Here is a 20,623-nt window from a genome sequence, read left to right as displayed (position 1 = left end):
TAATGCACATCGCAGTCCTGATGGGCGGCTGGTCCGCGGAGCGGCCGGTGTCGCTGCAATCCGGTGCCGGCGTGGCCGATGCTCTGGAATCGCGTGGGCACCGGGTGACGCGGATCGACATGGATCGCGACGTCGCCGCGCGACTGGCGGAGGCGAAGCCCGATCTGGTGTTCAACGCGCTCCACGGCTCGCCGGGCGAGGACGGGACAGTGCAGGGCATGATGGACCTGATGGGGCTGCGCTATACGCATAGCGGCCTCGCCACGTCCGTCATCGCGATCGACAAGGTGCTGACGAAGCAGGCGTTGGTTCAGCACGGCGTGCCGATGCCCGGCGGTCGTATCGTCAAGTCCGCCGACCTGTACGAGCGCGATCCGTTGCCGCGTCCCTATGTCCTGAAGCCGGTTAACGAGGGATCATCAGTCGGCGTCGCGATCGTCACCGCTGACGGGAATTACGGCGATCCGATCTCCCCGCACGCGACCGGCCCGTGGCAGGCGTTCGACGAACTGCTGGCCGAGCCGTACATTCGCGGGCGCGAGCTGACGACGGCGGTGCTGGGCGACCGGGCGCTGGGCGTGACCGAGTTGAAGCCGAAGAACGGCTGGTACGACTTCGACGCGAAATACACCGATGGTTTGACCGAGCATGTCTGCCCGGCGCAGATTCCGGACGAGATCGCCGATGCCTGCAAGTCGCTCGCACTGGAGGCGCATCGCCTGCTAGGGTGCAAGGGCGCGAGCCGATCCGACTTCCGCTGGGACGACGAGCGCGGCGTCGACGGGCTGTTCCTGCTGGAGGTGAATACGCAGCCCGGTATGACGCCGCTCAGCCTGGTGCCGGAACAGGGCCGGCACGTCGGCATGGACTACGCCGATCTGGTGCAGGCGATCGTCGACGAGGCGCTGAAGGACTGGTCCGTCAGGGACGGGCCGCAATGAGCCGCACGATCAAGCGCGGCGCGCCGCCGAAGCGGCCGGCCCCGCGCAAGCGCCAGCCGGTCAAGAAGACGCCATTGTTCGCACGGCTCGTTCAAAAGCTGCCGATCAGCGAGGCGACGCTGAAGAAGGCGGTGACGTGGACGATCACCGGCGCCGCGGGCATCGCCGCGGTTGTCGCGGCGACGTATATCGGCGTGCCCGGCATGGTCGGTGCGGCGCTGGCGGAGACGGCGGGGCAGGCCGGCTTTCGCGTCGAGCAGATCGAGATTACCGGCCTGAAGCGGATGGACCGGATGTCGGTCTATGCTGTCGCGCTGGACCAGCAGAGCCGGGCGATGCCGCTCGTCGACCTGGAATCGGTGCGGCAGAACCTGTTGCGCTATGGCTGGATCGCGGACGCGCATGTGTCGCGGCGGCTGCCCGACACGCTGCTGGTCGATATCGTCGAGCGTGCGCCGGCAGCGGTGTGGCAGGACCGCGGCGACCTGACGCTGATCGACAAGGACGGCGTGCTGCTGGAGCCGGTGCGGCCGGACGCGATCCCCGACCTGCCGTTGGTGATCGGGCCGGGCGCGGATCGGCAGATGACGGGGTACCAGACGCTCCTCGCCGCCGCGCCCGCGCTGAAACCGCGGATCAAGGCTGCAACGTGGATCGGCAATCGACGCTGGGACCTGACGTTCGAGAGCGGCGAAACGCTGGCGCTGCCGGAGGATGACGCGGGGCGCGCGTTGATCCGGTTCGCGGAACTGGACGGCGGGCGGCCGCTGCTCGGACGGGGCTGGCTACGGTTCGATATGCGCGATCCTGCGAAGTTGGTTGCACGAAAGCCCGGTTTGAATCAGAATCATGCTTTAGCGGAACCCGCGGTTCAGGGCGGGCCCGAACCGGCCATCACGGACGGCGCGGACACGCAGGCAATCACCGCGGGGGCGGTCGAGGGGTAATATGGCGAAAGCAGCACCGGACGGTCTCATCACCGCACTCGATATCGGATCGTCCAAGGTCTCGGCGATGATCGCCAAGAAGGGCGATGGCGGCGAACTGATCGTGCTGGGCACCGGCCAGCGCGAGAGCCGCGGCGTCAAGCGCGGCTACATCGCCGACATGGCCGCCACCGAAGTCGCCGTGCGCGAGGCGGTGGAGCAGGCGGAACGGATCGCCGGACTGAACATCGAGAACGTGTGGATCGGCTTCTCCGCCGGCGGCCTCGTCAGCGATGTCGCCGAAGTCGAGTTCGAATTGGGCGGGCACCGGGTGGAGCAGGGCGATATCGACGCGCTGCTGGCCGCGGGGCGTCAGTCGATCGACCCGCAGGGGCGGATGGTGCTGCACGCGCAGCCCGCCCTCTACACGCTGGACGGGCTGACCGGCGTGAAGAAGCCGCTGGGGCTGCATGCCGACCGGCTCGGCGTGCACATCCACGTCGTCGCCGCGGACGGCTCGCCGGTCCGTAATCTCGACCTGTGCGTGCGGTCCGCGCATCTGGAGGTGAAGTCGATCATAGCATCGCCGGTCGCGACCGGGCTGGCGTGCCTGTCCGAGGAGGAGCGCGAGTTGGGCGTCGCGCTGGTTGAGATGGGCGCGGGCATCACCAACGTGTCGCTGTTCGCCGGGGGGATGCTGGTCGGGCTGTGCTCGATCCCGATGGGGGCGGCGGACATCACCGACGACATCGCCAGCGCGTTCGGCACTCGCCGCGCGCAGGCGGAGCGGATGAAGTGCTTCCACGGCAGCGCCAATGCGTCCCCGCGCGACAATCACGACATGATCCCGATCGTGCCGATCGCGGCCGAGGACGGGCTGGGCGACGGCGCGGAGGGGACGCAGATCACCAAGGCGCAGCTGATCGGCGTCATCCGGCAGCGGCTGGAGCATCAGATGGCTGAGGTTCGCAAGGCGCTGGCGCAACTGAAGTTCGAAGGGCCGGTCGGCCGTCAGGTCGTGCTGACCGGCGGCGGCGCGGAGCTGAAGGGAATCGCCGACTACGCGCAGCAGGCGCTGGGCCGGTCGGTACGCCTCGGTCGACCGCGTGGGCTGACCGGCTTGCCGGAGGCGCATGGCGGGCCGGCGTTTGCGACGCTAGCGGGGCTGGCCTTCTATGCGGCGACCGATCCGATCGACCTGCGCAGCGTCGCGCCGAGCGGCCAGACGGTGCACCGACCGGCGGGCATGAACATCTTCCGGAAACTCATCCAGGCGGCGCGCGCGAATTATTGAACCGACAATGGTTTGGCGGCGCTTTTAAGGTGGCGGCGCGCGAGCGGGTGGGTAAAAGGGTTAATTCAGGGGTCCGGCCAGGGTTTGGGGTCGGGGACGCGGAGAGTATTGGCGATGAGCATCGAATTCCTGGCACCGGAAGTGGACGAACTGACGCCCCGCATCGCGGTGATCGGCGTCGGCGGCGCGGGCGGTAACGCGATCGCGAACATGATGCGCGCCGACGTGCAGGGCGTGGACTTCCTGGTCGCCAACACCGACGCGCAGGCGCTGAAGCAATCGACTGCGCCGAACCGGGTGCAGCTCGGCACGAAGATCACGCAGGGGCTGGGCGCGGGCGCCCGGCCGGAGATCGGTCGTGCGGCGGCCGAGGAGACAATCGACACGCTCGCCAAGCAGCTCGAGGGTTGCCACATGGTGTTCATCGCCGCCGGGATGGGCGGCGGCACCGGCACCGGTGCGGCCCCGGTCATCGCCAAGGCGGCGCGCGACATGGGCATCCTGACCGTCGGCGTCGTGACCAAGCCGTTCGCGTTCGAGGGCAGCCGCCGCTCCAAGGCCGCCGACGGCGGTATCGAGGAGTTGCAGAAGTACGTCGATACGCTGATCGTCATCCCCAACCAGAACCTGTTCCTGATCGCCAACGCGAACACCACCTTCAAGGAGGCGTTCAGCATGGCGGACGAGGTGCTGCAGCAGGGCGTGCGCGGCATCACCGACCTGATGGTCATGCCCGGCCTCATCAACCTCGACTTCGCCGACGTGCGTTCGGTGATGCAGGAGATGGGCAAGGCGATGATGGGCACCGGCGAAGCGGCCGGCGACAACCGCGCGCTGGAGGCGGCGCAGAAGGCGATCGCCAACCCGCTGCTCGACGGCGTGTCGATGCAGGGCGCGAAGGGTGTCATCATCTCGATCACCGGCGGCGACGACATGCGCCTGCTGGAGGTCGACGAGGCCGCGAACCACATCCGCGATCTGGTCGATCCCGACGCCAACATCATCTGGGGATCGGCGTTCAACCCCGATCTGGAAGGCCGCATCCGCGTGTCCGTCGTCGCGACGGGCATCGAGGCGGAGGCACGTCCCGCCTCGGCCGCGGCGTCCGCGCCGGAGCCGACCCGCTCGTTTAGCTTCGGCATGACGCGCAAGCCCGACGAGACGCCGTCGTTCCGTCCGACCACCGCTGCCGAGCCTGCCGCAGCGCCTGCGGCCCCGAAGGCGGAAGAGCCGATGGAGTTGTCGACGCTCGCCCCGGCGGCGTCGGACGGCACCGCGGACGACGAACTGGTGCTGGGCGCCGACACGATGATGACCCCGCCGGCACCGACGCCCGCTCCGGCTCCCGCGGCGGCACCGGTGCAGGCTGCTGCTCCCGCAGCACCGAAGCCCGCTACGCCGACCCCGGCTGCGGACGAGGGTGGGCAGCGTCGCCAGTGGCTCGCACCCGGCAGCGAAGCCGCTCCGGCTCCGGCCGCCGCTGCCCCGCGGGTGAAGCTGGGAGGCACGCTGTTCGAGCGCATGTCGAACGCCGCGCGCGGTGCGGCGCGCGACGACGACAAGGGTGGTGCCGCGGCCGACCCGGAAGCGCTGGACATCCCTCGGTTCCTGCATCGGCAGAACAACCAGTAGGATAGGCACCGCGGGCTTTGGCCCGCGGTTTTCCGTGGTCGAGGGTTCGTTCGGTCTGCGGCTTGGTCGTCGCTGACGATCGTTCGTTCAATCTGGAAGCAATGGCGGTGCGCCAGCATTCTACGATAAGCGCGCTGCATTTTCTCGGATTGAGCGCGTCGGCATCTCGCTTTCGGGGCCGCCGAGAGCCGCATACGCTTATGATCTCGCACTAGGTTGCGACCATCGGCTGTTTCTGTTGCGCCGACCAAGGTCATCCCGGCGGACGCTGACATCACCTGCGACAGGTTTATGGGAGGGGCGGCTGCCTGATCGCGGCGTTGCTTCGGTTCCGGGTGCGTTCGCTGGACACACAGGCCCGCGCGGGCGTCGGTGAGGGCCTCGACCGTCCGACCTTTCGCCCACTCGCCGTTTCCCGGCCCCGTTTCGGCGCGCGGGGGGAAATCAGACATTGCCGGTTCACCCGCACTCGGGTTCAGGGTAATTCCATATCATGGCCCGCACATTCCGATCCGTTCTCCTCGCCGGGGCGTTTGCCGCCGCGAGTGTTCCCGCCATCGCCTCCGCCCAGGCGGTGGTGCAATCGCTGGCGCCCGGCGACGCCGACCTGCTCGCGACCCAGATGCGTGCGCTGGCCGCCAATCCCCGCGACCTGAATGCCCTTGCGACCGCAGGGGAATTGTCGATCAAGCTCGGCGATCTCAGCGGTGCGGCGGCGTTGTTCGCGCGCGCGGACCGCATCGATCCCCGCAACGGACGGGTCAAGGCGGGCATGGGGTCTATCCTCGTACGCTCCGAGCGGCCGGGCGAGGCCTTGCGGTTCTACCAGCAGGCCGAGGCGAGCGGATGGAGCGCGAGCCGCTTCGCCGCCGATCGTGGGTTGGCCTATGACCTGATCGGCGAGCAGCGGCGGGCGCAGGCGGATTACCGCGTGGCGCTGGCGACCGCGTCGGATGACGAGACGATCCGCCGCTACGCCCTGTCGCTGGGTATCGCGGGCAAGCAGGCGGAGGCGCTGGCGCAACTCGATCCGTTGGTGCGCAAGCAGGATCGCGCGGCGTGGCGGGCACGGGCGTTCGTGCTGGCGATGGGCGGCGACACGCCGGGCGCGGAGAAGATCGCGACGACGATGATGCCGGCCGGGGTTGCGCAGGGGCTGGGGCTGTTCTTCCAGCGTTTGCCGACGCTGCCGGCCGCCGACCGTGCGTTCGCGGTGCATTTCGGCGAGATCGCCGCGACCCCGGAGCGGATCGCCGATGCCCGACTGACGCCCGCGCTTGCTGCCTTGCCGCCCGAAACAGTCACGCCGGTGCAGGTGGCAGCGGTGACGCCGCAGTCTTCGGATCGCCGCTCGACCCGGCGCGAGCGGCCGGGCCGTCAGCCGCTATCCGCCACGACCGCCTCTGCGACCTCGACGGCGCCGGTGGTCTTGGCGGCCAATACCGGCAGCGCCCGCCCCGGCTTCGCCGCGCAGCCACGCGTGAGCGTCGCGCGGCCGGCTACTCCTGTCCCATCGCCTTCGACGGTGCAGCCCGCCGCAACCGCGATGCGCGAGAGCGACGTGCGAGTCGCCGCGACGACGGTTCGCCCGGCAGTAGCGACCTTCACGCCGGCGCGGCCGGCCACGGCCCAGCCGGTTGTTTCACAGCCAGCGACCCGGACGACGCCGGTGCAAGTCGCGCAGGTTGCCCCGCAATCGTTGCCGCAGCCGGTCCGGACCGCCGCCGTTCCGCCGCCGTCGACGGAGCCGGTCGCGCCGGTGCAGACGGCGGCGGCGACGCAGCGCGCCGATTCGGTGTTGGCGCGCATCGTCGCCAGCCTGTCGATCCCGGCAACGGAGCTGGGCGTGACGCAGGCGATCCCCGCCACGACCGCGCCGGTGCGTCCGATGGTGCCGGCGTCGGTCGCCAGCGCGCCGCGTTCCACCGACGGTCGCCGCGTCGTCGCCGAGGCCGCGGCGAAGGAAGCGCGTGATACCGCGGTTCGCCGGACCGTCGCTGCGAAGCTCACCGGCGATGCGGATGCCGACGACGCCAAGCCGCTGACGCCCGCGCAGAAGCGCGCTGCTGCGCGTCAGGCCGCGGCCGACAAGCGCGCCGAGGAACTGGCGCTGGCGAAGATGACGCCGGCGCAGCGCCGCGCCGCCAAGCGCAAGGCCGCAGCCGAGGCGGAAGAGACCGAGGTCGCCGACGTGAAGCTGACCCCGGCACAGAAGCGCGCGGCCGATCGCCAGGCCGCGGCCGAAGAGCGGGAAGCCGCCCGAGCTTTGGCGAAGATGACGCCAGCCCAGCGGCGTGCCGCGGCGCGCAAGGCCGCGGCGGACGCGGCAGCGGAGCCGGTGGAGGTCGCCGACGCGAAGTTGACGCCCACACAGCGGCGTGCCGCCGCGCGCAAGGCCGCAGCGGAGGCCGACAAGGCGCTGACGCCCGCGGAAAAGCGAGCTGCGGCCCGCAAGGCGCTGGCTGACAAGAAGGCCGATGCGGAGAAGAAGGAGCTCGCCGACAAGGCGGCGGCCGACAAGAAGGCGTCGCGCTCCAATCCCTCGCGCATCTGGGTGCAGGTTGCCGGCGGGGCGAACGAGAGCGATCTGACGAAGGCGTGGAGCGGCGTGAAGGCGAAGTCGCCGGCGCTCGCCGCCCGTGCCGGTTACTCGACCCCGCTGCGCGCCACCAACCGCGTTCTGACCGGGCCGTTCAAGACCGATTCGGAGGCGCGTGCGTTCGTGAACCAGCTCTCCAAGCAGGGCGTGTCCGCCTTCCCCTTCACCAGCGATGCCGGCCAGCCGGTGACGAGGCTCGGCGGCAAGTGAGCGCGCATGCTCCCTGGGCTTCGAACCCGGGGAGCAGCCGGGGTCGCCTTCACGAGGAACATAGCGGGACCACGCGTGGGCCGCGCGACGCGTTCCAGCGCGACCGGGACCGCGTGATCCACTCGATCAGCTTCCGCCGGCTGCGGCACAAGACGCAGGTGTTCATGGCGCCGGACGGCGACCATTTCCGCGTTCGCCTGACGCACAGTATCGAGGTCGCGCAGATCGGGCGCGCGGTGGCGCGCGCGCTGGGGCTGAATGAGGACCTGACCGAGGCGTTGTGCCTGGCGCATGACATCGGCCACCCGCCCTTCGGCCATGCCGGCGAGGATGCGCTGAAGGCCGCGACCCACGATGTCGGGGGGTTCGATCACAACGGCCACACGCTGCGCGTGCTGACGGAGATCGAACGGCCCTATCCGCTGTGGAACGGGCTGAACCTGACCTGGGAGACGCTGGAAGGGCTGGCGAAGCATAACGGTCCGGTGCGTCATCCGGGTTGGGCGCTGGCGGCGGCGGACGCGGCGTTCCCGCTGGACCTGACCAGTCATGCCTCTCTGGAGGCGCAGGTCGCGGCGATCGCGGACGACATCGCGTACGACAATCACGACATCGACGACGGGCTGCGGGCCGGGTTGTTGACGATCGAGCAGTTGATGGCGGTGCCGCTGGTGGCGCGGGGCTGGGCGGCGGTGACCGCGCGTTACCCCGGCGTCTCGCCGACGCGGCTGGCGCGTGAACTGGTGCGCAGCCAGATCGGGACGATGGTGACCGACCTGATCGCGGAGACGCGGTCGCGGATTGCGGCCAGCGGCGTGGGGTCGGTGGACGATGTCCGCGCGGCGGGGGCGGCGCTGGTCGGGTTCTCTGCAACGATGCGCGAGGAGGAGCGCGACCTGAAGCGCTTCATGTACGCGAACCTGTACCACCATCCCCGTCAGCTGGAGGCGGCGTCCGCAGCGCACGGCGTGGTCAGCGGCCTGATCGCGGCCTACCGTGCCGACGGCGATCTGTTGCCCCCGGGGTGGCGCGACGATTTGCCGGCGGAGGAGCCGGCGCGAAGCCGGCACATCGCCGACTTCATCGCCGGCATGACCGACCGGTATGCGATCACCCGCTACCGCGAGTTGATCGGGCCGATCGACTTGCCCGAGGGATTCTGAACGGCGCGGTGGCCGGTGCCACCGCGCCGTCGCAGCCGCTTACAGCGCGTGGGTGGAAACGCCGCCGGCCGCACCCTTGGCGTCGCGGACGGAGAAGGCGACCGGGGTTTCGCCCGAGCGGCCCGTCACGCGGCCGTCGCGGACCTGTAGGCGGAAGGTCTCGCCGCCCGGGAGGCGACGGCCCTTCAGCACGGTCGACTTGCCGAACGCGGAGGTCGTGTAGGTATAGGTATGACCGTCATGGACGAACGTCCGCTGCTCGGCGGTATCAGGACCCTGGGCCATACCGATGGTGCTGGTCAGTGCGGCGGCGAGGGCGGCGAGGATGATGGTCTTGCGCATGATCGTGGACTCCGCATGAAAATAGCGTCGCGCCGGATCAGGTCCTTTCCACTTCCGACACCGATCATATTGCGGTGCAGCATGGCTGCAACTGCAAAGCCCGGAGCATGCGATTGTCGTCGATGCAATCGCGTTTGAGCCGCCGCGGCTTTGCGGGTACACGCCGACGCTTTCGCGAAACGGACTGACATGACGCTCTACACCCGGTTCGCCGCGCATATCGACGCGGCGCTCGATGCCCTGATCGCGAACGGCACGCTGCCCGGCGGGCTCGACCGCCGCAACGTGACGGTCGAGCCGCCGCGCGATGCCACGCATGGCGATCTGGCGACCAATGCCGCGATGGTCCTCGCCAAGCCGGCGGGCGCGAAGCCGCGCGTGCTGGCCGAAGCGCTGGCGGGCGAACTGGAGAAGCTGCCCGAGGTGTCGCGCGTCGACGTCGCCGGGCCCGGCTTCATCAACATGGTGCTGACCGACGACAGCTGGCGCGAGGAGCTGGCAGCGATCCACGCAGGCGGCGACGATTACGGCCGCTCGACCAGTGGGCAGGGCGTCACCGTCAATATCGAATATGTCTCCGCCAACCCGACCGGGCCGATGCATATGGGGCATTGCCGGGGCGCGGTGGTCGGCGATGCGCTGGCCAGCCTGCTCGAGTTCGCCGGGTCGACAGTGATCCGCGAATATTACGTCAATGATGCCGGCGGGCAGGTCGACGTGCTCGCCCGCTCCGTCCACCTCCGCTACCGCGAGGCGCTGGGTGAGGACGTGACGATCCCGGAGGGGTTGTATCCCGGCGACTATCTGGTGCCCGTTGGGCAGGCACTCGCCGCCGAGTTCGGCGACCGGTACCGCGACGCGCCCGAGGCAGAGTGGCTGGAGCCGTTCCGTACCCGCGCGGTCGCGGAAATGCTGGTCCTCATCAAGGACGATCTGGCGCTGCTCGGCATCCATCACGACCTGTTCTCGTCGGAGGCGGAGCTTCAGGCGGCGGGCAAGCCGAAGGCGGCGGAGGCCGACCTGCGCGCGCGCGACCTCGTCTATGACGGCGTGCTGGAAGCGCCCAAGGGCGAGACGCCGGACGATTGGGAGCCGGTGGTGCTGCCGCTGTTCCGCTCGACCGCGTTCGGCGACGATCAGGATCGACCGATCCGGAAGTCGAACGGGCAATGGACCTACTTCGGTGCCGACCTCGCCTATCATTATCAGAAGGCGCAGTCGGCCGATCAGCTGATCGACATCTGGGGGGCGGATCATGCCGGCACCGTCAAGCGCATCGTCGCCGCGGTTGCTGCCCTGACCGGCGGCAAGACGCGTTTCGACGTCAAGCTGATCCAGATGGTGCGGCTGCTTCGCGGCGGTGAGCCGGTGAAGATGTCGAAGCGGGCCGGTAACTTCGTGACGCTGGCTGACGTGGTGCGGGAGGTCGGCAAGGATGTCGTCCGCTTCACGATGCTGACGAGGCGCGCCGATGCGCAGATGGATTTCGACTTCGCCAAGGTCGTGGAAGCATCGAAGGACAATCCGGTGTTCTACGTCCAATATGCACATGCCCGGATCGCATCGCTCCACCGGCGGGCGGCGGAGGCGGGAATCGCTGGCGGTGAGGCCGATCTGTCCCGTCTTGATACGGATGAGCTGGCACTGGTGAAGCTGGCGGCGCAGTTCCCGCGTACGATCGAGACGGCGGCTGCGACCCGTGAACCGCACAGGATCGCGTTTTATCTGTATGACTTGGCCGCTGCCTTTCACGCCGCGTGGAATGTCGGCAACGATCATCCGGACCGCCGTTTCCTGATCGCAGACGATGCGGAGGCCACGCGCGCGCGGCTTTTCCTGGCGTCGGGAATCGGGCAGATCGTCCGCAACGGCTTGCGCGTCATGGGTGTCGAGGCCGTGACGGAGATGAATTGATGGCCGACAATCTCGACATCCGCGACGAGGATCGCCTCCCCTGGCTGGAGACGGTCGAGCCGGACGAGCCGGAGGGTTCGGGGCTGGGGCGCGTCATCGCGCTGGCGCTGGCGGGATTGATCGTCGTCGCGGCGATCGGGTTCGGCATCTGGCACCTGACGCATAGTCGCAAGAGCGGCGACGGCCAGTTGATCGCCGCGCAGGAAGGCGACTACAAGGTCCGCCCGACCGAACCCGGCGGCCTGAAGGTCGAGGGCGAAGGCGACAGCGCGATCGCGACCAGCGCCGGCAAAGCTGCGGGCACCGGCGCGATCGACCTGAAGGCCGTGCCGGAGGCCCCGGTGGCGGCGCAGCTCGTCCCCGCCGCCACGCCCAAGCCGAAGCCCAGCGCGACGCCGGGCCGCAGCACGGTCGCCAAGGTGCCGACGCAGACCGCAGGCCCGCTCAAGGCCGCGGCACCGCTGACCGGATCGCGGCCGGTGGCGCAGGGAAATGGCGGCGGCGGCTCGCTGGTGCAGCTCGGCGCGTTCCCGTCCGAGGCGGCGGCGAACGGCGCGTGGGATCGCTTCTCCAAGCGGTTCGCGTACATCGCACCTTTGGGCAAGTCGGTGCAGCCGGTCGCGACGGGCGGCAAGACGCTGTACCGCCTGCGCGTGAACGCGGGCAGCGCGAACCAGGCGGCGGACATCTGCGGCCGTCTGCGCGTGGCCGGGGAAAGCTGCTTCGTCGCGAGTTGAGGGGCGACCTGTTTCTGCGCGCTTTCTTCTGTTCCCCCAGTTCCAGTCGTCACCCCAGCGGAAGCTGGGATCGCTTGGTGATGGCGCGCGCGCGCGCGACCCCGGAAATCCCAGCGTTCGCGGGAATGACGTGCCTGAAAGCCGATCGCAACCGCCGCCACACCGACTAGCCGCGGCCCCGCCGACGCCCTAAACCGCGGCGCATGAAGCCCGTTATCTTCGGCCTGTCCGGCCCCGTCCTGACCCCCGACGAACGCGCGTTCTTCGCCGCGGTCGAGCCTGCCGGTTACATCCTGTTCAAACGCAATATCGTCGATCGCGAACAACTGCGCGCGCTGACGGACTCGTTGCGCGATCTGGCTGGACGGGACGATCTGGCGATCCTGATCGATCAGGAGGGCGGTCGCGTCGCCCGCATGCAACCGCCGGAATGGCCGGTGTTTCCCGCCGGACCGGCATTCGATGCGCTGTACGAGGTCGCGCCGATGTCTGCGATTCAGGCGATGCGTGCCAATGGCCAGGCGCTGGGCCTGATGCTGGCGGAGGTCGGCATCACCGTCGACTGCGCGCCGCTGCTCGACGTCGCGCAGCCGGACACCACCGAAGCGATCGCCTGCCGCGCCTATGGTCGCGAGCCGATGCGGGTCGCGGCGCTGGGTCGCGCGATGCTGGAGGGGTTGGCGGCGGCGGGGATCGTCGGGGTGGTCAAGCACATGCCCGGCCACGGTCGCGCGCTGGTCGATTCGCACCATCTGCTGCCGACCGTCACCGCCAGCGACGCCGAACTGGACGTTGATCTGGCGCCGTTCCGGACACTTGCGGCCGCACCCATGGGCATGACCAGCCACATCGTGTTCGAGGCGTGGGATGCGGAACGTCCGGCGACGCTGTCACCCGTCGTGATTGAGGACATCATCCGCCGACGCATCGGCTTCGACGGCCTGTTGATGACCGACGATATCGACATGAAGGCGCTGTCTGGCACGGCGGGACAAAAGGCCGCCGGGGCGATCGCCGCGGGATGCGACCTCGCGCTCGACTGCTGGGCCCGGATGGATGAGATGGTCGAGATCGCCGGCCTGCTCGGCGAAATCGCACCACGCTCGCGGGAACGTCTGGACCGGGCGATGGCGAGCGTGCGGCCGGGGTCGGGCGATATGGCGGGGCTGATCGCGAAACGGGATGCGCTGCTGGCGTTGGTGTGACGCCCGAATCCCTCCGGTTGGGCCTGAGCGCCGCCGGATGCCATGCCGCGTGCGAGGTGCTTCGACTTGGCTCGGCACGAACGGATTGGTGTGCAACGGTTTTCACACCAGCGTGGCAACGCTGCCGCCTTCTGATATCCCGGCCCCGTGACCGACGATGCGCTGACACTGGACCTCGACGGGTGGGAGGGGCCGCTGGACCTGTTGCTGGCGCTCGCGCGGTCGCAGAAGGTCGACTTGCGTGCGATCTCCATCCTGTCGCTGGTCGAGCAGTATCTCGCCTTTATCGAGGACCAGGCGGAGCGACTGGAGCTGGCCGCCGATTACCTCGTGATGGCGGCGTGGCTGGCGTACCTGAAGTCCGCGCTCCTGCTGCCGCGCGAGCCGGAGCAGGACCCCGATCCCGACGAACTCGCGCTACGCCTGCAATTGCGGCTGGAGCGGCTGGACGCGATGCGCGAGGCGGGTGCTCGACTGATGGCGCGCGACCGGCTGGGCCGCGACGTGTTCCTGCGCGGCGCGGCGGGGGAGGGGCTGACGACGATTCGCCGCACCGGCTGGCAGGCGGAAATCTTCGACGTGATCGCCGCCTATGGCCGGGTCAGCGCGCGGACGCGGCCGGCGCTGCACGTGGTGGCGTCGCGAGACGTGATGACGCTGGAAGCGGCGCTGGAGCGTGTCGCGGCGATGTTGGCGACGCGGGTGGACTGGACGGCGATCGAGCGGTTCCTCCCGCCCTCCGCGGGCCGCTTGCGGCGATCGGCACTGGCGTCGAGCTTTCTCGCGGCGCTGGAGCTGGCGCGGCAGGGGCGTGTCGAACTTTATCAACGCGAACCGTTCGAGCCGTTGATGCTGCGGCGCGCGCGGTCTTGACGCCGCCCGATGATCTGGTGCGCGCGGTGGAGGCGGTGCTGTTCGCCGCCGCGGAGCCGCTGACGGTTGACGCCCTCGCAGCGCATGTCGGCGGCGATCCCCGTGCAGCGCTCGCGACGTTGGCGCAGGATTATGCCGGTCGCGGGGTGGAGCTGGTCCAGCGCGGCGAGCGGTGGCATTTCCAGACCGCGGCCGATCTCGCCCCGCTGCTTCGGCGCACGCGGGAGGAGACGCGGCGGCTGTCGCGCGCCGCGGTCGAGACGCTGGCGATCATCGCCTATCACGAACCCGTCAGCCGCGCCGAGATCGAGGCGATCCGCGGCGTCCAGATCGCCAGGGGGACGCTCGACGTGCTGATGGAGGCAGGCTGGATCCGCCCCGCCGGTCGGCGCGAGGTGCCGGGCCGGCCACTGACCTATGCGACCACGCCGGGCTTCCTCGCGCATTTCGGGCTGGCGAGTCGTCGCGACTTGCCGGGTATTGAGGACCTGCGCGCGGCAGGTTTGCTGGACCCCGTCGAAACGGCGTTCGAAGTCGCGTTCGGAGAGGACACGCAGCGGCTGGAAAAGGCCACCGACTCCGACTAGATGGGACTGCATTATCAGGAGTAAGCATCATGGGCAGCTTCAGCCCGATCCACCTGCTCGTCCTTGCCGTCGTCGCCATCCTGCTGCTCGGCGGCGGGCGTTTCTCCAGCCTGATGGGCGATGTCGCCAAGGGCGTGAAGAACTTCAAGAAGGGCATGGCCGAGCAGGACGACGACGCCAAGCCGGCCAAGCGCATCGAATCGCAGAAGCAGGCGGAGCCGGCGTTCGACCGTGACGGCAATGCCACCCGCGACACGCTGCGCGACGATCGTTGATCCTGCGTTGACGCTCACCGCTCGCTGAACCCGGAACAGCATGTTCGATATCGCGCCGACCGAGCTGATGCTGGTCGCCTTCGTGGCGCTGGTCGTCATCGGTCCGAAGGATCTGCCCAAGGCCCTGCGCGTGCTGGGTTATTGGGTCGGGAAGGCGCGCGGCGTCGCGCGTCAGTTCCGCTCCGGCTTCGACTCCATGGTCCGCGAGGCGGAGCTGGAGGAGATGGAGAAGAAATGGGCGGCGGAGAACGAGCGAATCATGCGGGAGCATCCCGTGACGCCGACTGAACCCGACGTCTCGAAGTCGGTACACGATGCGTCTGAGCCGATGCCCGAACCGGGCGCACCTACGCAGGACAAGACCACGGAGCCTGTCATGGTCGAAAAGCCGCATGTGATGCCGGCTGAGCCGGGGACGCCGCCGCGTGCCGAAGGAGCGCCGTCGTGAGCGACACGGTGAGTGACGCCACGAGCGAGATCGACGAAAGCCGCGCGCCGCTGCTCGATCACCTGATCGAACTGCGCCGTCGCCTGCTCTACTGCATCGCGGCCGTACTGGTGGCGTTCGGCGTCAGCTATTATTTCGCGGAGGCGATCTTCGGGTTCCTCGTCCAGCCCTTGCTATCGGCCGGGCAGAAGACGGTGATCTACACCGAAATCTTCGAAGCGTTCTTCGTCAAGGTGAAGGTCGCGTTTTTCGCGGCGATGATGATCTCGTTCCCGGTGATCGCGAACCAGCTGTGGCAGTTCGTCGCGCCGGGGCTGTATCGCAAGGAAAAGCGCGCGCTGCTGCCATTCCTGCTGGCGACGCCGGTGCTGTTCCTCGGCGGCGCCGCAATGGCCTATTACATCGCAATTCCGATGGCATTGCACTTCCTGCTGAGCTTTCAGGGCAATGTCGGGGGCGTCAATCAGGAGGCGTTGCCGGGTATCGGCAACTACCTGTCCTTCGTCATGCAGTTCCTGTTCGGCTTCGGCATCGCATTCCTGTTGCCGGTATTGCTGATGCTGCTGGAGCGCGCCGGGATCGTCACGCGGCAGCAACTGGTGTCGGCGCGCCGTTATGCGATCGTCGGCGCGTTCGCCATCGCCGCGGTGCTGACGCCGCCCGACGTTGGATCGCAGCTGTTGCTCGCGATCCCGCTGTGCATCCTGTACGAGATGGCGCTGATCGGCATCTGGTTCACCGAACGCCGCCGAGCGCGTGAGGCCGAGGCGATTACCGAATAAGACGTAGGTAGGGGCGTTCGGCTTCTCGTCTTCCGTTGCTCGTCGGGCGTCCGCAACGAAGCTGCAGGTCGTCGAGCGACCGTCCATTATTCGCAGATACGAAAACGGGCCACGTGACGAATGTCACGCGGCCCGCCTTCAAGCGCTTGGCTTACTTGGCGTCGCTCGCCGTCTTGGCGACCGTGTCGCCGGCCGAGCCGACGTCCTTGCCCATACCCTCGACCGTGTTGCACGCCGAGACGAGCAGGCTGCCGGCGATCAAAGCCAGACCGACCAGTTTACGCATGATGTACCTCCCAAAGGGCTTGAATGCCGTGAGGGCAATGCGTCGCGGCAGATATCGTTCCACTGTCGCAAGGACATGCGGTAGACAAAATGCGAGGCGGCTAAAAAGTTAAAGGCCCGAAGACGTCACCGGGGGGGGGGAGGGTGAGCGCCTTCGGGCCTATGTCGTGGATCGCGGTAGCGGGGGGGCATAAGGTCGCGATCCGAATTAGATAACACTCACTTGATCGTGAGGTTCCTTGCCGCCGCGCGCTGCCCTCGATTTTTTATTCGCGCCCGATAACCGCGATTGCGATTTCGTACGCGCCAACCAGCGGATCGTGATGCAGGGGCGAGCGAAGCTGCCGGGAAAGGCCTTCGAGAATACGACCGTAACGGCTGCGGGCCAGTTCACGCAGCGTATCGCCGTCGAGCAGCGCTCGCGACACGACGCGCAGGGTCGCTCGGTCCTCCTGTTCGGAGACCTTGACGGAAACCCGGATCTGGGCCGCCGTGTCGCAGGCGAATGCAAGCTCGACGATCTCGGTGAAGAGGAACGCGACCGCCACGGCGACGTCCTGGTTGACGAGGTACGGATCGACGTCGAGCTTGATCGCGACGCCCGAACCCGCCTCCGACGTAGCACGCAGGTTGGAGGCCAGCTCGCCGATCATCGTGCGAAGATTCAGCCCGCGATGCTCTTCCAGCTCGGCGAAGTGGTGACGGTGCACCACGGCCAGCGCATCGACGCGGCGCTGGATCGCCGCATAGGCTGCGGTCGCATCGGCGCTGGCGGCTCCCCGCGCGTGGAACGCAATCAGGCTGGCGATGACCTGAAGGTTGTTCTTTACGCGGTGATGGACTTCGCGCGTCAGCTTGGTCTGTCGGCGCAGACCCTCCTCCAGTCCGGCTTCGTGCTCGGCCACCGTTCGGCTGATCGTGCGGAAGGTTTCGCCGAGTTCGCGGATCTCCTGCGCCGGCAACCGGCTGGGTGGCGGTACCGGCACTTCCTCACCGGGCTTGAACGATGCGATCTCGCGGCGGAGGTCGCGCAAAGGCCGTAGCAACAGGCGGTCGACCACGAACCAGCCGATCCAGGCGGCGGCGGCCCACATCAGCAACGGCAACAGCATTGCAACGACCATCGACGAGGTCAGCGGCGCGCTGCGGACGCTGGTACGCAGCGCAAGGCCGGCAATGCCGAGTTCGGTCCGCATCGTCTCCATTCGCTGGAGCGGCCCACCGTCCGGCAGCGGCTCCAGATCGAGTGCGTCGTCGTCGAGGATCAGGGCGCTGGCGAAGGTCGTGGCGCGGCTGGTAGGCTGGCCGAGCTCGCGCAGGAAATCCTGCGGGAAGAAGGCGCGGGCGACGACGTCCTTGCGGGGCGCGCTGATGGCAAGGACGAGGCCGCGGTTGGGCACGATGCTCGCGGTCGGGCCGGCGTCAGTCGCGACGGCAGTAGAGCGGGGCAGCCGCTCGCCGCAGAGGACATGACCCATACGGTCGGCGATCTCGAACCGCGCACCCACGGAAGCCTGCTGGGCGAACACCCCCTGCGCGCGCGCGCAACTCGGTGCGTCGGCGGGGTCGATGTCGAGGGCGTTTACGGCCACCCGCAGCGCCGTCATGTCCCCGACCAACTCGATCGCGATCGAACGCGCGCTTTCGGTGGCGGCGATGCGAAGGCGAGAGCGGGCTTCGGAGTCGGTCAGCCGCGTCGTCTGGAGCGTCGCGAAGATCGCGATCAGGGCGAGCGGCAGAAGTGCGGCACTAAGGACCAGCAACAGCTTCGCGCCGGTCGGCAAGCGCGACAGCGACAGGCGCGGCAGCGTGGGAGAGGGCTCCGTCTGCGCCGATCCGTCGGCGCCCGCGCCGGTCCGGACATCTGCCCGGATAGCGGCGTCATCAGCCATTGAGCGGATCCGTCAGTTCAGCTTGCCGAGCAGATCGAGCAGGTCGTCGGGAACCTGCTCCTCGACCGTCCTCTGATATACCGACCGCAAGGCCGAACCCACGGGCTGGTCGAGAGCCGCGTCGGACCCTTGTGTTTTGGACGGCGGATAGGTTCGCTTGCGTGCCGGCATCTTCGATGTACTGTCCTGACCCAACCGACCGTATCCCCCTGAGGCAACGCCGAGCGGGTGCTTTACCCATATTCGCCGACGTGCCGACAATAGCGAACCCGGGCCTGCCGATGTGACTGTAGCCACGATTTGACGGCGACCCGATTGCGCGAGGAAACCAAACAGCATTTCGTTTGTTCCCAGCGAGCACGAAAATTCCGGGGGTGCGATTTCCGTGCAACCGGGGCATGTCGAATTGCATTTGTACGTGGATCAGCCTCTGCGGCCAGCCTTTGCGCCACGAAAGGCGTGCGCGGTCGCCAAATAACGCCAGGGAGTCACTTCGCCTCATGTCGCTCGGACAGCAACTCGCACCGCATCTACCCTTCCTCCGCCGCTATGGCCGCGCCCTGACGGGCAGCCAGAATCACGGAGACAAGTATGTCCGTGCGACGCTGGAAGCGATCGTCGCCGCGCCGGATCAGTTTCCCAAGGACGTCGAGCCGCGCCTGGGCCTGTACCGCATGTTCCAGGGCATCTGGGCGTCGGCCAACTACGACGACATGGACGCAACGGGCGAGGCGGACGGTGCGGAAGCGGTGACGCGTGCGCGGCTGGCCCGTATGACGCCGCTGTCGCGTCAGGCGCTGCTGCTGACGGCGATGGAAGGCTTTACGCCCGAAGACGCTGCCTATCTGATCGACGTCGAGCCGGAAGAGGTCGAGTCCTTGGTCGCCGAGGCGTTGGCCGAGATCGAACAGCAGACCCGCGCCCGCGTGCTGATCATCGAGGACGAGCCGATCATCGCGATGGATATCGAGACGATCGTGCGCGACCTCGGGCATGAAGTCACCGGCATCGCCGTGACTCGCGACGAGGCGGTCGGACTGGCCATGGAGGATCGTCCGGGCCTCGTCCTCGCCGACATCCAGCTTGCCGACGACAGTTCGGGCATCGACGCGGTCAAGGACATCCTGGCCGAGTTCGAGGTGCCCGTGATCTTCATTACCGCTTTCCCGGAGCGTCTGCTGACCGGCGAGCGGCCTGAGCCGACGTTCCTCATCACCAAGCCGTTCCAGCGGTCGACCGTGAAGGCGGCGATCAGCCAGGCGCTGTTCTTCGACCAGACGACCGTCCCGTCCGAATGACGCCGTCGCCCGCGGGATTTGCGTCAGCAATCTCGCGGGCATTACGGACCCAAAACGACTTTGGAGCATTGACGCGTCATGGCTGACCCGAACGAACCCATCCACGTCACGACCGAGGAAGCGCGCGCGGGGGCGACCCCGCACATGACCCGGTACATCCTCCCGATCTCGTTGGTCCTGGTCATCGTGATCTTCGCGGTGATCGTCTTCCGCTAGACGAACCGACTAGGAACTGGTGGTTTTCGGATGGCGCGACTGGCAAAGGACCGGGTCGTCGCCTATCTTCGGGAAAGGGCGCAGGCTGCGCCGGCTATTGCGATCGGACATGAATGACCCAGCCGATGCTGCGTGACGAGGATGATGAGGAGCAGGAAGCTCCCGTCGTAGAACATGTCTCGCTCTCAGATCCCGAGTTCAAGCAGCAGCTGGGTCAGGTAATCCCGCATCTGCGTGCGTTCGGCCGGTCCCTGTCCGGCAGTCGCGATCTGGCGGACGACCTCGTGCAGGAAACGCTCCTGAAGGCGTGGGCGGCGCGCAAGCGGTTTCAGGCCGGCACCAATATGCGTGCGTGGACCTTCATCATCCTGCGTAACCTGTATCTGTCGCAGATGCGTCGCGCCCGGTTCAAGGGTGAGTGGGACGATCTGGTCGCCGACCGCATTCTGGCGGCACCTGCCAGTCAGGAACGACACGTCGAGCTCGGCGATATGCAGCGCGCGCTGATGCACCTGCCGCAGCCGCAGCGCGAGGCGTTGATTCTGGTCGGTGCCGGCGGGTTTGCCTACGAGGAAGCAGCGGAGATCTGCCAGGTTGCCGTCGGTACGATCAAGAGCCGCGTCGCACGTGGTCGGGTCGCGCTGGAGACGTTGTTGAGTGATGGATCGCTGCCCGCTCGGAGCGAGCACGAGACCGACACCAGCATCACGGCGCTGGATTCGATCATGGGTGATGTCGAACATCTCAGCCGGGGGCGCTGAACCGCTTCTGGCTCCGGTGTCAGGCGGTTTTAGCGCTGGATTGATCGAGCCGCTGGAGAAGGCGCCGCATGTCGTCCGGTAGGCTGCCCAGATTGCCATACGCATCGCGCATCGCCATGCCGATGGCATCCGTCGCGCGCGGGGCCCGGACGATCTGGCCGTCGCCGTCGTCGATCGTCAGGATGGATGCCCAGGTCATGAATTGCTCAACGAGACAGATCGTGTTTCGTTGCGGTTCAAGCA

Annotated in this window: 22 protein-coding genes; 17 read left to right on the top strand and 5 right to left on the bottom strand. The window is 68.0% G+C overall.

What is annotated here, in order from left to right; genetic code table 11:
- Window positions 1–2 precede the first annotated feature (2 nt).
- The 6 genes from AC0CH8_RS05710 to AC0CH8_RS05685 all read left to right on the top strand — a co-directional run bounded on the left by AC0CH8_RS05710 (window position 3) and on the right by AC0CH8_RS05685 (window position 8,765).
- Window positions 3–941 (top strand): D-alanine--D-alanine ligase, encoded by a 939-nt coding sequence (locus tag AC0CH8_RS05710; protein ID WP_465239057.1) that lies wholly within the window; start codon window positions 3–5, stop codon window positions 939–941.
- Window positions 938–1,888, top strand: a complete 951-nt coding sequence (locus tag AC0CH8_RS05705; RefSeq protein ID WP_465239056.1) for a cell division protein FtsQ/DivIB — start codon at window positions 938–940, stop codon at window positions 1,886–1,888. The genes AC0CH8_RS05710 and AC0CH8_RS05705 overlap by 4 nt, the downstream gene beginning before the upstream one ends.
- Before the next feature lies 1 nt (window position 1,889).
- Window positions 1,890–3,161, top strand: coding sequence for a cell division protein FtsA (gene ftsA / locus AC0CH8_RS05700; RefSeq protein ID WP_204195185.1), 1,272 nt, complete (start codon window positions 1,890–1,892; stop codon window positions 3,159–3,161).
- Between the two features lie 114 nt (window positions 3,162–3,275).
- Window positions 3,276–4,793, top strand: a complete 1,518-nt coding sequence (gene ftsZ / locus AC0CH8_RS05695; RefSeq protein WP_204195180.1) for a cell division protein FtsZ — start codon at window positions 3,276–3,278, stop codon at window positions 4,791–4,793.
- 493 nt (window positions 4,794–5,286) lie between these two features.
- On the top strand, window positions 5,287–7,602 hold the full coding sequence (locus tag AC0CH8_RS05690) for an SPOR domain-containing protein (RefSeq protein ID WP_465239055.1): 2,316 nt from the start codon (window positions 5,287–5,289) through the stop codon (window positions 7,600–7,602).
- Window positions 7,599–8,765 (top strand): deoxyguanosinetriphosphate triphosphohydrolase, encoded by a 1,167-nt coding sequence (locus AC0CH8_RS05685; RefSeq protein WP_204195172.1) that lies wholly within the window; start codon window positions 7,599–7,601, stop codon window positions 8,763–8,765. The genes AC0CH8_RS05690 and AC0CH8_RS05685 overlap by 4 nt, the downstream gene beginning before the upstream one ends.
- A 39-nt stretch (window positions 8,766–8,804) precedes the next feature.
- Here AC0CH8_RS05685 and AC0CH8_RS05680 read toward each other — a convergent pair whose 3' ends face one another.
- Window positions 8,805–9,107: a hypothetical protein gene (locus AC0CH8_RS05680; protein ID WP_465239054.1), complete on the bottom strand. Its 303-nt coding sequence runs from the start codon at window positions 9,105–9,107 to the stop codon at window positions 8,805–8,807.
- A 189-nt stretch (window positions 9,108–9,296) separates the two neighbouring features.
- On the opposite strand from AC0CH8_RS05680, the gene argS reads away from it, so the two are divergent.
- The 8 genes from argS (at window position 9,297) to tatC (ending at window position 15,928) form a co-directional block, all read left to right on the top strand.
- The gene (argS, locus tag AC0CH8_RS05675; RefSeq protein WP_465239053.1) at window positions 9,297–11,021 is read left to right on the top strand and encodes an arginine--tRNA ligase; all 1,725 of its coding nucleotides are present in this window, start codon (window positions 9,297–9,299) and stop codon (window positions 11,019–11,021) included.
- Entirely contained in the window at window positions 11,021–11,758 is a 738-nt protein-coding gene (locus tag AC0CH8_RS05670) for an SPOR domain-containing protein (protein WP_465239052.1), read from the top strand. Before argS ends, AC0CH8_RS05670 begins: the two co-directional genes overlap by 1 nt.
- A gap of 203 nt (window positions 11,759–11,961) precedes the next feature.
- Window positions 11,962–12,963 carry a glycoside hydrolase family 3 N-terminal domain-containing protein gene (locus tag AC0CH8_RS05665; RefSeq protein ID WP_465239051.1) on the top strand — a complete coding sequence of 334 codons (1,002 nt, stop codon included), beginning with the start codon at window positions 11,962–11,964 and terminating at the stop codon, window positions 12,961–12,963.
- A gap of 147 nt (window positions 12,964–13,110) precedes the next feature.
- Window positions 13,111–13,836: a segregation and condensation protein A gene (locus AC0CH8_RS05660; RefSeq protein WP_465239050.1), complete on the top strand. Its 726-nt coding sequence runs from the start codon at window positions 13,111–13,113 to the stop codon at window positions 13,834–13,836.
- Window positions 13,833–14,423 carry an SMC-Scp complex subunit ScpB gene (scpB, locus tag AC0CH8_RS05655; RefSeq protein ID WP_465239049.1) on the top strand — a complete coding sequence of 197 codons (591 nt, stop codon included), beginning with the start codon at window positions 13,833–13,835 and terminating at the stop codon, window positions 14,421–14,423. The genes AC0CH8_RS05660 and scpB overlap by 4 nt, the downstream gene beginning before the upstream one ends.
- A 29-nt stretch (window positions 14,424–14,452) precedes the next feature.
- Window positions 14,453–14,698: a Sec-independent protein translocase subunit TatA gene (locus AC0CH8_RS05650; RefSeq protein WP_465239048.1), complete on the top strand. Its 246-nt coding sequence runs from the start codon at window positions 14,453–14,455 to the stop codon at window positions 14,696–14,698.
- Window positions 14,699–14,738: 40 nt separating this feature from the next.
- Window positions 14,739–15,146 carry a Sec-independent protein translocase protein TatB gene (gene tatB / locus AC0CH8_RS05645; RefSeq protein ID WP_465239047.1) on the top strand — a complete coding sequence of 136 codons (408 nt, stop codon included), beginning with the start codon at window positions 14,739–14,741 and terminating at the stop codon, window positions 15,144–15,146.
- Window positions 15,143–15,928: a twin-arginine translocase subunit TatC gene (gene tatC, locus AC0CH8_RS05640; RefSeq protein WP_465239046.1), complete on the top strand. Its 786-nt coding sequence runs from the start codon at window positions 15,143–15,145 to the stop codon at window positions 15,926–15,928. Before tatB ends, tatC begins: the two co-directional genes overlap by 4 nt.
- A 151-nt stretch (window positions 15,929–16,079) precedes the next feature.
- On the opposite strand, the gene AC0CH8_RS05635 is transcribed toward tatC, so the two are convergent.
- The 3 genes from AC0CH8_RS05635 to AC0CH8_RS05625 form a co-directional block, all read right to left on the bottom strand.
- Window positions 16,080–16,214, bottom strand: a complete 135-nt coding sequence (locus tag AC0CH8_RS05635) for an entericidin A/B family lipoprotein (RefSeq protein WP_055842009.1) — start codon at window positions 16,212–16,214, stop codon at window positions 16,080–16,082.
- A gap of 265 nt (window positions 16,215–16,479) precedes the next feature.
- Window positions 16,480–18,105, bottom strand: a complete 1,626-nt coding sequence (locus AC0CH8_RS05630; protein ID WP_465239045.1) for a sensor histidine kinase — start codon at window positions 18,103–18,105, stop codon at window positions 16,480–16,482.
- Window positions 18,106–18,117: 12 nt separating this feature from the next.
- Window positions 18,118–18,276 (bottom strand): NepR family anti-sigma factor, encoded by a 159-nt coding sequence (locus tag AC0CH8_RS05625; RefSeq protein WP_465239044.1) that lies wholly within the window; start codon window positions 18,274–18,276, stop codon window positions 18,118–18,120.
- 329 nt (window positions 18,277–18,605) lie between these two features.
- Between AC0CH8_RS05625 and AC0CH8_RS05620 the strand changes: the two genes are divergently transcribed.
- The 3 genes from AC0CH8_RS05620 to AC0CH8_RS05610 all read left to right on the top strand — a co-directional run bounded on the left by AC0CH8_RS05620 (window position 18,606) and on the right by AC0CH8_RS05610 (window position 20,380).
- Window positions 18,606–19,403, top strand: coding sequence for a response regulator (locus AC0CH8_RS05620; RefSeq protein ID WP_204195132.1), 798 nt, complete (start codon window positions 18,606–18,608; stop codon window positions 19,401–19,403).
- 78 nt (window positions 19,404–19,481) lie between these two features.
- Window positions 19,482–19,619 carry a hypothetical protein gene (locus AC0CH8_RS05615; RefSeq protein ID WP_204195130.1) on the top strand — a complete coding sequence of 46 codons (138 nt, stop codon included), beginning with the start codon at window positions 19,482–19,484 and terminating at the stop codon, window positions 19,617–19,619.
- Between the two features lie 113 nt (window positions 19,620–19,732).
- Window positions 19,733–20,380 carry a sigma-70 family RNA polymerase sigma factor gene (locus AC0CH8_RS05610; RefSeq protein WP_055842020.1) on the top strand — a complete coding sequence of 216 codons (648 nt, stop codon included), beginning with the start codon at window positions 19,733–19,735 and terminating at the stop codon, window positions 20,378–20,380.
- A 19-nt stretch (window positions 20,381–20,399) separates the two neighbouring features.
- Here the strand turns inward: AC0CH8_RS05610 and AC0CH8_RS05605 are convergent, their stop codons facing one another.
- On the bottom strand, window positions 20,400–20,579 hold the full coding sequence (locus AC0CH8_RS05605) for a hypothetical protein (protein ID WP_465239043.1): 180 nt from the start codon (window positions 20,577–20,579) through the stop codon (window positions 20,400–20,402).
- Window positions 20,580–20,623 lie beyond the last annotated feature (44 nt).

The sequence above is a fragment of the Sphingomonas sp. AC435 genome, from assembly GCF_979253005.1.
This window is presented reverse-complemented; position numbering and strand designations above follow the sequence as displayed.

Bases quoted from the DNA above. Each gene is read 5' to 3' on its own strand.
- AC0CH8_RS05690 (WP_465239055.1), top strand. From the start codon at position 5,287: ATGGCCCGCACATTCCGATCCGTTCTCCTCGCCGGGGCGTTTGCCGCC.
- AC0CH8_RS05615 (WP_204195130.1), top strand. From the start codon at position 19,482: ATGGCTGACCCGAACGAACCCATCCACGTCACGACCGAGGAAGCGCGC.
- AC0CH8_RS05665 (WP_465239051.1), top strand. From the start codon at position 11,962: ATGAAGCCCGTTATCTTCGGCCTGTCCGGCCCCGTCCTGACCCCCGAC.
- tatB (WP_465239047.1), top strand. From the start codon at position 14,739: ATGTTCGATATCGCGCCGACCGAGCTGATGCTGGTCGCCTTCGTGGCG.
- AC0CH8_RS05680 (WP_465239054.1), bottom strand. From the start codon at position 9,107: ATGCGCAAGACCATCATCCTCGCCGCCCTCGCCGCCGCACTGACCAGC.
- AC0CH8_RS05625 (WP_465239044.1), bottom strand. From the start codon at position 18,276: ATGCCGGCACGCAAGCGAACCTATCCGCCGTCCAAAACACAAGGGTCC.
- AC0CH8_RS05705 (WP_465239056.1), top strand. From the start codon at position 938: ATGAGCCGCACGATCAAGCGCGGCGCGCCGCCGAAGCGGCCGGCCCCG.
- AC0CH8_RS05635 (WP_055842009.1), bottom strand. From the start codon at position 16,214: ATGCGTAAACTGGTCGGTCTGGCTTTGATCGCCGGCAGCCTGCTCGTC.
- ftsZ (WP_204195180.1), top strand. From the start codon at position 3,276: ATGAGCATCGAATTCCTGGCACCGGAAGTGGACGAACTGACGCCCCGC.
- AC0CH8_RS05605 (WP_465239043.1), bottom strand. From the start codon at position 20,579: ATGACCTGGGCATCCATCCTGACGATCGACGACGGCGACGGCCAGATC.
- AC0CH8_RS05710 (WP_465239057.1), top strand. From the start codon at position 3: ATGCACATCGCAGTCCTGATGGGCGGCTGGTCCGCGGAGCGGCCGGTG.
- AC0CH8_RS05630 (WP_465239045.1), bottom strand. From the start codon at position 18,105: ATGGCTGATGACGCCGCTATCCGGGCAGATGTCCGGACCGGCGCGGGC.
- AC0CH8_RS05620 (WP_204195132.1), top strand. From the start codon at position 18,606: ATGTCGCTCGGACAGCAACTCGCACCGCATCTACCCTTCCTCCGCCGC.
- AC0CH8_RS05650 (WP_465239048.1), top strand. From the start codon at position 14,453: ATGGGCAGCTTCAGCCCGATCCACCTGCTCGTCCTTGCCGTCGTCGCC.
- ftsA (WP_204195185.1), top strand. From the start codon at position 1,890: ATGGCGAAAGCAGCACCGGACGGTCTCATCACCGCACTCGATATCGGA.
- argS (WP_465239053.1), top strand. From the start codon at position 9,297: ATGACGCTCTACACCCGGTTCGCCGCGCATATCGACGCGGCGCTCGAT.
- AC0CH8_RS05610 (WP_055842020.1), top strand. From the start codon at position 19,733: ATGACCCAGCCGATGCTGCGTGACGAGGATGATGAGGAGCAGGAAGCT.
- AC0CH8_RS05670 (WP_465239052.1), top strand. From the start codon at position 11,021: ATGGCCGACAATCTCGACATCCGCGACGAGGATCGCCTCCCCTGGCTG.